Origin of the sequence: Pseudovibrio sp. POLY-S9 (assembly GCF_001431305.1) — a bacterium.
Lineage (GTDB): Bacteria > Pseudomonadota > Alphaproteobacteria > Rhizobiales > Stappiaceae > Pseudovibrio.
Genome location: NZ_LCWX01000263.1, coordinates 146,616 through 156,275, shown reverse-complemented (window position 1 = coordinate 156,275; position 9,660 = coordinate 146,616). Strand labels below are relative to the sequence as shown.

Sequence of the window (9,660 nt, the reverse complement as noted above, 5' to 3'; positions counted from 1 at the left end):
CGCCATTTTCTTCGGGGATCAAACGCCGGTCAACGCGCAGCGAAACACGCTCTGGCACAACATTGGTGTTGATGCCACCTGAGATCAGGCCCACGGTGATCTGAGGTGACCCAATGCCATCCTGTTCACTCTGAATGGACTTGAGCCTTTCACGTTCCTCATAAAGCGCTGTGAGAACAGGCGTTGCAGCTTGCAGGGCATCCGCGCCACTCTCTGGCATTGCAGCATGCGCCTGACGGCCACGGAAGATCACTTCCATATGCAAACAGCCGTTGTGAGCCGTTGTCGCTGCATAAGAAAAGCCTGCTGAGATCGCATAGTCCGGCTTGGTCAGTTCTTGTTCCAACAGCCACTTCGGCCCAACAAACCCACCAGCTTCCTCATCATACGTCAAATGCAGTTCCACGGAGCCTTCCAGCTCATCCGCATACTCACGAAGAGCCAGCAACGCAAAAGCGTAGGTGGCAAAATCTCCTTTGGAAACCGCAGCTCCGCGCCCATACAAAGCACCATCGTCAATCTCGGCGCCATAAGGGTCTTTAGTCCAGCCTTCCCCCGGAGGAACAACATCACCGTGTGCATTTAGAGCAATCACTGGTCCGAACCCGTCGCCAAACGTTTCACGAATGATCAGATTGGTCACAGAGACCATGCCGTTCTGGCGCACAAATGGTTCTGGAACAGGGTGTTTTTCAACGGTAAAGCCAAGGCCTTCAAGCAGCTCAGCAGTCCGCAACGCGTGGTGCTCTGTATCCCCTGGCGGGTTGTCGCTTGGCACCTTGACCAATTCGCGCAGGAAGTCTACCTGCTCCGCAAACCGGTTTTCAATCGCGGCCTTCATGAATGCTCCCCTTGAATTTTACAGTAGCATTAATCCAATAGATAACAGTGATGGTTGCAAGCATCTTGTCATGCGGCCCCTCATGTTCCAGTGGATTATTGCCCCTTACGTAACTGTAGTAAGCACTTTCCGGCAAGGATCAGGAACTGCAAGCACTCTGTTCATCTACAACCAGATCCTCCAGTCGGAAGCTGAATATCCGGCAGATCTGTCGCAAAGCCTCCGCGAACTCATCTTTCGCGCTGTTTTGCAAGCGAAGCTGGAAGGCCTCCAGTATCTGATGCTTGGTTGCCCCTTTCACCGCAAATATGAAGGGGAAGCCATAGTTGGATTTGTAAGCGCCGTTAAGCTGGGTGAACTGCTCATATTCCGCATCACTCAGCTGGTCCAGTCCAGCGGCGGACTGTTCATTCACAGAGGCATCAGCCATTTCACCGGCACGCGCCGCTTTGCCTGCAAGGTCGGGGTGTGCACGGATTAACGCCAGCTGCGCCTCTTCATCCGCATGTTGCAGAGCGTTAGCAAACGCCTCAATCAGCGCATCACGAGAGGCAAAAGGTGCATCTCGCTGGGCAACAGCTGCAACCCAGGGAGTGTGCTCGGCAACCCCGCCAAACACTTCGACAAAGGTGTTCAGCGAAAACCTGTTCACTTCATCCAGAGAATAAGTCACCATGGCCTCAATGCCCCTGCAACCAGGCGCCAAGAATCTCGCGCTCTTCTTTGGTCATGCCTGTCTCATTGCCAAGTGGCATGGCAGAGGACCGCACCGCCTGCGCCATGATCAGGCTGTCATAGCGTTGCAGATCAGCAATGCTGTCCAGCTCAATGTTTTTAGGCGCTTCACTAAAGGCTTCATTGGTTGGTGTCGCACTATGGCAGGCTGCACAATGGGTCTGCGCAATTTCCAGCACATCACTGTCTGGGATCGGACCATGTCCACCACCAATCTTGGCAGGCTGTGTCACAATGAGAGCTACAAACAGACTGACGGCTGCCGTAGGCAAGGCCCACCAGAAATTGGCAAAGTTGTCATGCGCATCATGACGATTGATGAAGTGGCGCACCATACCGCCCATCACCAGGATCAGCGCAACAACCAGCACAGGCTGGCTATGCCCCGTCAGCAACGGATAATGGTTGGACACCATCATCAAAAGAACCGGCAATGTCAGGTAATTGTTGTGAACCGAGCGCTGCTTGCCAATCAGGCCAAGCGCGGCATCAGGTTTACGCCCTGCCAGCAGGTCTGCGGTAATCTTTTTCTGGTTCGGGATAATCACCATAAACACGTTGAAGGCCATAAACGTACCAATCAGCGCACCAACGTGAATGAGAACCCCGCGTCCTGAAAAGACCTGCGAATACCCATAGGTCGCGCCAAGAATGATCACCAGCAGGCACGCAGCCAGTAAAGGTGTGTTCTTGCCAATGGCAGAGCGGCACAGGCGATCATAAATGATCCAGCCCAGCCCAAGGGACGCGATGGAAATCGCAACAGCCTCAACAGGCAAAAGCTTCATGACCTCTGGGTCAATGAGATAAACTGTTGCATTGAAATAGTACTGAACGCTCAAAAGAGCAAAGCCGGATACCCAGGTGAGATAAGCATCCCACTTGTACCACATCAGGTCTTTCGGCAGCTCTTTCGGTGCCACCATGAATTTCTCAACATGGTAGAAACCGCCACCGTGGACTTCCCAGGCGCTGCCAAAAATGCCCTCTGCCTGCCCTTCCCGTTTGCGCAAGGAAAGGTCGAGAGCGATGAAATAAAAAGAGGTCCCAATCCAGCCCACGCCCACAATCAAGTGAAACCAGCGGAAAAGCAGATTGAGCCATTCACTAAGGAAAGTGGCTGTCATTGTCTTGTTCTTTTAAGTTCAATTGAAATGAGTGGGCAGCGGGAGAAATCCCCCACTGCTGAAATCAGCGGAGAGCACCGTGAAAAAATGTGGCGCTCTCCGAAAACAAGCTTGGAGCTTATTCAGGCAGTTGGTCGTCGATGCCTTTAACGTAGAAGTTCATGGAAAGCAGCGCACCATCTTCAGCGCTCTCACCAGCTTTCAGGAACTCAGAGCCGTCCTGTTTGGTGATTGGGCCGGTAAATGGCTTCAGTTCACCAGACTTGATCGCAGCAAGAGTTTTGGCAGCTTCTTCTGCAACATCCTGCGGGATGTTGGTGAATGGCGCCATGTGGACCATGTCGACATCCAGACCGCCCCAGGTGTCCTGGCCCTTCCAGTTGCCGTCCATCACTGCCTGTACGCGGGCAATGTAGTAAGCGGACCAGTCGTCGATGATCGCAGTTGCTTGTGCCTTAGGCGCAAACTTGATCATGTCAGATGCCTGACCAAAGCCCATGATGCCACGCTCTTCAGCAACCTGCAGAGGCGCTGGGGAGTCAGTGTGCTGAACCATGATGTCAACGCCCTGATCGATCAGTGCTTTTGCAGCATCAGCTTCACGGCCCGGATCATACCAGGAGTTCACCCAGATGGTCTTGATCTTGAAGTCCGGGTTCACAGACTGTGCACCCAGCATGAAGGAGTTGATGCCACGCACAACTTCAGGGATCGGGAAAGAACCGATGTAACCAGCAGTGCCGGATTTGGAGACCTTTGCAGCGATCTGACCAAGCACATAACGACCTTCATAGAAGCGAGCACCGTAAGAAGAAACGTTCTTCGCCTGCTTATAACCCGTTGCATGCTCAAACTTCACTTTCGGAAACTTGCGCGCAACCTTCAAGGTTGGGTTCATGTAACCAAAGGACGTTGTAAAGATCAGCTCGTGACCGGAGCGAGCCAGACGCTCAATCGCGCGCTCAGCATCCGCACCTTCTGGCACGCTTTCAATGTAAGTGGTTTCAACTTTGTCGCCAAAGTGCTTTTCAATCGCCTGACGGCCCTGATCGTGCTGGTAAGACCAGCCATGGTCAGAAACTGGACCAACATAGATGAAACCCACTTTCAGTGGATCAGCAGCAATTGAAGCCCCTGCGGAAAGACCAAGTGCAACTGCAGCAGTTGCAGCAAGCTTGAAGATAGTGCGCATTGTGCGCTCCCCTTTATAGGTTAACCTGCATTCCTGCCACGCAACACCCTAATAAGCGCGGCGGAACACACCATTGAGAACCAGATGAACGACGGCGCCAAGCAAACACGATAGGAACAAACCCGAAGGCCGTTCTGCGCATTTGTGCGCCCACAAGTTGTTTTTCTGCTTTGTTTTCGCTCGCAAATATTTGCGATCGTTTATTCGTGCGCGTGCAGAAATCCGCAAGTTGTGCAGCCGTGAATAAGTTCATATTCACTCAGAGATTTAAATCTCTGTTATCCATATCTCCGACCCACCATGTATACGAAGGTCGAAATATTTACAATTTGACCAACGTCTACTATGAGCGCATCGGTCAAATCAGGTTCTTATTAGCGATCAGGCACAAAGGGCTTACCAAGACAGGCAGGTGTATTCACCTTGGCAAGTGTCTTATTACGCGAGATCATAATCAGCACAATGATAGTTGCCAGATACGGTAGCGCAGACATCAACTGCGTCGGCAAACCAATGCCAGCAGCCTGTGCGTGGAACTGCAAAATGGAAACAGCACCAAACAGATAAGCCCCAATCAGCACACGTGCCGGACGCCAGCTTGCAAACACCACCAGAGCCAGCGCAATCCAGCCGCGGCCCGCTGTCATGCCTTCAACCCACTGCGGAGTGTAAATGAGTGACAGGTAAGCGCCAGCAAGGCCAGAACACGCCCCACCAAACATCACCGCCAGATAACGCACCTGAATAACGGAGTATCCAAGTGAATGTGCTGAGCCGTGGTTGTCACCAACAGCACGGATGATGAGGCCTGTACTGGACCTGAACAGCACAAAGTAAACCGCAATCACAAGGCCATAAGAAGCATAGACCAGAATGTCCTGATTGAAGAGCAGCGGACCAATGAAAGGAATGGCGGACAACACTGGAATAGCAATCGGTTTCAGGCTGATGCCCGGCTGCCCGATGAACGCTTCTCCAATCATACCGGAAAGCCCAAGCCCCAGAATAGTCAGCGCAAGGCCTGTCGCCACCTGATTAGCCATCAAATTAAGCGTCAGGAAGCCAAACAACAGGCTCATGGCAACGCCGGAGATCATGGCCGCCACAATGCCGATGTAAGGAGAGCCAGTCGCCTGTGTCGCTGCAAAACCCATCACAGCGCCGACAATCATCATCCCCTCAACACCAAGGTTGAGCACACCTGAACGCTCCACCACAAGCTCACCAATAGCAGCAAGCAACAGCGGCGTAGACGCGGTGATGATGGTCAGAAGTACAGCCTCAATCATGGAAAGATCAGACATTGCCTGCCTCCTTCATGTTTTTCACACTGGAAGCAATCTTGAATCTGTAAAGAATGAGCGTGTCACAGGCGAGCACAAAGAACAGCAGCATGCCCTGAAACACACGCGTCACCTTATCAGTCAAACCAAGGCTAACCTGAGCAGACTCGCCGCCGATGTAAGAAAGCCCAAGCAACAACCCGGCAAACAAAATGCCAACAGGATTCAACCGACCAAGGAACGCCACGATAATCGCGGTAAACCCATAGCCTGGAGAAATAACAGGCGTCAGCTGTTCAATAGAACCGGAGACTTCCGCCATACCAGCCAGACCAGCCAACCCGCCGGAAACGAGGAAACCAAACCAGACAACCCCATTGCTGGAAAACCCAGCAAAACGGCCCGCACGCGGTGTCTCACCCATCACTTTGATCTCAAAACCTTTGAGCGTGCGAGACAGCATCCACCAAACCACCAGAACGGCCAGAATGGCGAATATCATGCCAATATGCAGACGTCCTTCACCGATTTTCGGCAGCACGTGTGCCGCATCAAAAATCCGGCTTTCCGGGAAATTGAAACCTTCCGGATCACGCCATGGACCACGGACAAGAAAATCAAGAATGTACTGCGCGATGTAAACCAGCATCAGGCTGGTCAGGATCTCATTGGTCCCAAACCGCACCTTCAGGAACGCCGGAATAGATGCCCAAGCCATACCGCCCAAAATGCCCATCAGCACCATCAAAGGCAGGGCCAGCGGGCTGGTAAAGTCGTAAAACAGCACCGGAATGATAGACCCAGCCAGCGCGCCCATGGTGAACTGACCTTCAGCACCAATATTCCAAGAGTTGGACAGGAAGCAAACAGACAGGCCAACCGCGATCAGCACCAGCGGACCTGCTTTCACCAGCAGCTCTTCAATCGACCAGCTGGTTGTCAGGGGCTCGATGAAATAGGCATAAAGCGCATCAATCGGATTGTAGCCCATGCTGACAAACAAAATAGAGCCACACACAAGTGTAAGCCCAATCGCAATCAGCGGCGAAACAACAGTCATCAGCTGAGAATGCTCAGCCCGTTTTTCAAGTTCAATGCGCATGGGTCTCTCCCGCTTTTGCTGCAGGGGAAGCAGACTTGCCCTCACCCATACCCGCCATCAAAAGACCGATCTTCTCACGCGTCATTTCAGAAGCTGGTTCGGCGACAGAAAGCTCACCACGAGAGATCACCGCAATCCGGTCAGAAAGCTCGTAGATCTCATCAAGATCCTGGGAAATCACCAAAACAGCAGAACCACCTCGGGCCAGATCAATGATCGCCTGACGGATCAAAGCCGCAGCACCTGCATCAACACCCCATGTCGGTTGATTAATCACCAGCACTTTCGGAACACGGTCCAGCTCACGGCCAACCACAAACTTCTGCAGGTTACCGCCAGAAAGAGAACGAGCCTCAGGATTATCATGAGACATGCGCACATCGTAGGAAACGGTGATGCGCTTTTCCATTTCAGTTGCAAGCTTCTGGTTAAGCGTGCCGTGCTTGATCAATGACGGCTCAGTTTTATAGCGCGTCAGTAAAATATTGTCAGAAAGCACAAAGCCCGGCACCGCACCATGACCCAAGCGCTCTTCAGGCACAAAGGCAGAGCCCAGCAAACGCCGGTCATTGATCTTGCGCTTGCCAACCGGCACACCGCAAATTTCAACCGCATAAGCATCTTTGACCTGCGTCTCGCCAGAGATCGCATCAAACAACTCGCTCTGGCCGTTCGCTGCAATCCCGGCAACAGCAACAATCTCGCCGCCGCGCAAGTCCAGATTGACGTCCTTCAGCTCAATGCCAAACGCACCATCCGATGGAATAGACAGATTGCGCAGCTTGAGCATCACATCACCCGGCTGAGCCTCAATCGCACCAGCAGAGATATCATGTACATCGCCGCCGACCATCATACGGGCAAGGCTGGCCGGTGTTTCCTCAGCAGGGTCACACCCACCCACCACACGGCCATGACGCATGATCGTGGCGTTGTGGCAGATCTTCTTCACTTCTTCCAGACGATGAGAGATGTAAAGGATCGCACAACCTTCGGAGGCGAGGCGCTGTAAGGTGATGAAAAGCTGATCCGCTTCTTGCGGGGTCAATACAGACGTAGGCTCATCCATGATGATGAGACTGGGGTTCTGCAAAAGGCAACGCACGATTTCGATACGCTGACGGATGCCAACCGGCAGATCCGCAACCAGTGCTGCAGGATCCAGAGGCAGGCCATACTTTTGGGAAACCTCAGTAATACGTCTGGAAAGTGCCTCTATTTTTTCGCCTTTAGGCAAGGCCAGCGCGATGTTTTCAACCACACTCAGCGCTTCAAACAAGGAGAAGTGCTGGAACACCATGCCAACGCCCAGTTTGCGGGCAGCCGCAGGGTTCGAGATTGAAACCCGTTTTCCCTTCCAGAGGATCTCTCCCGCACCCGGTTCAAGAGCGCCGTAGAGAATTTTTACGAGCGTGGACTTACCCGCTCCGTTTTCGCCCAGCAAAGCATGAATTTCACCCTGCTTAATGACGAGATCGACATTGTCGTTCGCTAGAATGTCACCAAATCGCTTGGTAATACCCTTGGCTTCTATGAGATCCTCGCCCCCTGTCACCGGGTCAGACCTCTGCTCGTTTTCCATCGTGTTACCCGTTCCCCCAAGCAAAATTAGATCAAGATGTTCTCCCTGAACCTAAGAAGCAAAACGAAAACCTCCCTGAGCATTGCTCATTTGCTGCTCTTTCACCACTAGAAGTTGAGCAGCAATGGAAATTGCAATATCAGACGGTTTTTTGCTTTTAATCTCAGTAATTCCGACCGGACAAACAAGCTGTTTGCTTTGCGCCTCCGATATTCCGGAGTCTTTGAACCGTTTAAGTGTTCGCGCGCGTTTTGTTGCACTGCCTATCAATCCAATAAATGCCAGATCGGTTCTACGAACAGCAGCATCTACTATAGCATGATCACGCTTGTGATCATGGGTCATTACGATGACATAGTTTCCCGGCTCAAGGTTCTTTACGACGACTTGAGGCTCATTTAGATGAATGCAGCGGATATTGGAAGGTACATATTTAGGAAAAATTTCACGCCGTTCATCAATCCAATTGATCTGAAAGCCCAAAGGGGCCATCGCAAGCATCAAAGCCTTACCAACATGCCCTGCACCAAACAGATACAGGTGAGGCCTATCCTCCCCGAACCTCTCGGTCAGTTTGCCTTGATTTAAAACAATTTCTGCGGAATCTGCACTGCACATTGCAGGGGGTAGTACGTGCCTTTCAAGGGGGCCGGAGCTGCAAGTATTTGCAGTCGTTGAAAAAATTCCCACCCCTTCTTGTGTGGAAAAATCTTGTGCACGACCGCGATAATTGAGGTGAAATTGCTCAAATGCGATTTCAACCCGCCCGCCGCAGCACTGCCCAAGGTCTGGACCAAGCGCGTATGAGCGCGTCTGGAAGGCCGACCCACCATTTCCCATCAATGAAACAGCTTCATGCAAAACATCGTACTCAAGACGGCCACCACCGATGGTTCCCTTAAACGACATATCCGGTCGCACCACCATGCGTGCGCCGACCTCGCGGGGGGATGATCCAGCAACATCCAAAATGCTCACCAGCACGCATTGGCCAGCAGCATCAAGAGCAGACAAAACTTCACCCCAAACCCGCATCAGCCCTCCTCTCCGACCTTGATCGCTTTAACAGCTTTCAAAATCGCTTCAGGCGTTGCAGGTGCATCCAGTGTCGGCAAAACACCCTTGTTCAGGCTCGCAACCGCATCATTGATCGCGCAGAAAACCGAGATCGGCAGCATCAAAGGCGGCTCTCCGACTGCCTTGGAGCGATAAATTGTTGGTTCCGGATTTCCATCACTCTCATATAGCGCCACATTAAAAATCTCAGGCACATCCGTAGCAGTCGGAATCTTGTAGGTCGACGGTGCATGTGTCCGCAATCGGCCCGCATCATCAAACCACAGCTCTTCCGTGGTCAGCCAGCCCATGCCCTGAACAAAGCCACCTTCGATCTGACCGATATCCAACGCTGGATTGAGTGACTTGCCCACATCATGAAGCACATCAACCCGTTCAACTTTCATCTCTCCGGTCAATGTATCAATCACCACTTCAGAACAGGAGGCCCCATAGGAGAAATAAAGGAATGGACGTCCCTTTACCCGCTCGCGATCCCAGATGATCTTCGGCGTTTTGTAAAACCCTGAAGAAGACAAATGAATGCGGTGTTCGTAAGCAAGTTGAGCCAGCTCCTTGATGGAAAGCTTCGGCTTCCCGCTGATCAACATCTGGTCATCAACCAGCTCGATATCGTCTTCAGACACCTCGAAATGCTGCGCCACAAAGGTTTTCAGCCGTCCAACAATCTCACGACAAGCAATCGCCGCTGCCATACCGTTCAAATCCGTACCGGACGAGG

General features: G+C 52.3%; 9 protein-coding genes. All 9 read right to left on the bottom strand.

The genetic code is table 11. The annotated features are described in order from the left end of the window. A partial coding sequence (locus PPL9_RS33985) for a M20/M25/M40 family metallo-hydrolase (RefSeq protein ID WP_208989744.1) occupies positions 1-841 on the bottom strand: 841 nt, incomplete at its 3' end. Positions 842-980: 139 nt separating this feature from the next. After that, positions 981-1,517, bottom strand: coding sequence for a 2-oxo-4-hydroxy-4-carboxy-5-ureidoimidazoline decarboxylase (gene uraD, locus PPL9_RS30900; protein WP_057466300.1), 537 nt, complete (start codon positions 1,515-1,517; stop codon positions 981-983). A 4-nt stretch (positions 1,518-1,521) separates the two neighbouring features. Next, positions 1,522-2,703 (bottom strand): urate hydroxylase PuuD, encoded by a 1,182-nt coding sequence (locus PPL9_RS30895; RefSeq protein WP_057466299.1) that lies wholly within the window; start codon positions 2,701-2,703, stop codon positions 1,522-1,524. 118 nt (positions 2,704-2,821) lie between these two features. Continuing rightward, entirely contained in the window at positions 2,822-3,895 is a 1,074-nt protein-coding gene (locus PPL9_RS30890; protein WP_057466298.1) for a BMP family ABC transporter substrate-binding protein, read from the bottom strand. A gap of 374 nt (positions 3,896-4,269) precedes the next feature. After that, entirely contained in the window at positions 4,270-5,199 is a 930-nt protein-coding gene (locus PPL9_RS30885) for an ABC transporter permease (protein WP_082597197.1), read from the bottom strand. Beyond that, positions 5,192-6,280: an ABC transporter permease gene (locus tag PPL9_RS30880; RefSeq protein ID WP_057466297.1), complete on the bottom strand. Its 1,089-nt coding sequence runs from the start codon at positions 6,278-6,280 to the stop codon at positions 5,192-5,194. The genes PPL9_RS30885 and PPL9_RS30880 overlap by 8 nt, the downstream gene beginning before the upstream one ends. Next, complete coding sequence (locus tag PPL9_RS30875; protein WP_208980781.1) at positions 6,270-7,862, bottom strand: ABC transporter ATP-binding protein; 1,593 nt, start codon at positions 7,860-7,862, stop codon at positions 6,270-6,272. Before PPL9_RS30875 ends, PPL9_RS30880 begins: the two co-directional genes overlap by 11 nt. A gap of 51 nt (positions 7,863-7,913) precedes the next feature. After that, on the bottom strand, positions 7,914-8,897 hold the full coding sequence (gene xdhC / locus PPL9_RS30870; RefSeq protein ID WP_057466296.1) for a xanthine dehydrogenase accessory protein XdhC: 984 nt from the start codon (positions 8,895-8,897) through the stop codon (positions 7,914-7,916). Continuing rightward, positions 8,897-9,660, bottom strand: a 764-nt coding sequence (locus PPL9_RS31800; protein WP_152986892.1) for a molybdopterin cofactor-binding domain-containing protein, incomplete at its 5' end; no start/stop codon positions are given. The genes xdhC and PPL9_RS31800, both read right to left, overlap by 1 nt.

What these genes read in the sequence shown, in the direction of transcription:
- PPL9_RS30895 (WP_057466299.1), bottom strand. Translation starts at nt 2,703, where the DNA reads ATGACAGCCACTTTCCTTAGTGAATGGCTCAATCTGCTTTTCCGCTGG.
- PPL9_RS30890 (WP_057466298.1), bottom strand. Translation starts at nt 3,895, where the DNA reads ATGCGCACTATCTTCAAGCTTGCTGCAACTGCTGCAGTTGCACTTGGT.
- uraD (WP_057466300.1), bottom strand. Translation starts at nt 1,517, where the DNA reads ATGGTGACTTATTCTCTGGATGAAGTGAACAGGTTTTCGCTGAACACC.
- PPL9_RS30885 (WP_082597197.1), bottom strand. Translation starts at nt 5,199, where the DNA reads ATGTCTGATCTTTCCATGATTGAGGCTGTACTTCTGACCATCATCACC.
- PPL9_RS30880 (WP_057466297.1), bottom strand. Translation starts at nt 6,280, where the DNA reads ATGCGCATTGAACTTGAAAAACGGGCTGAGCATTCTCAGCTGATGACT.
- xdhC (WP_057466296.1), bottom strand. Translation starts at nt 8,897, where the DNA reads ATGCGGGTTTGGGGTGAAGTTTTGTCTGCTCTTGATGCTGCTGGCCAA.
- PPL9_RS30875 (WP_208980781.1), bottom strand. Translation starts at nt 7,862, where the DNA reads ATGGAAAACGAGCAGAGGTCTGACCCGGTGACAGGGGGCGAGGATCTC.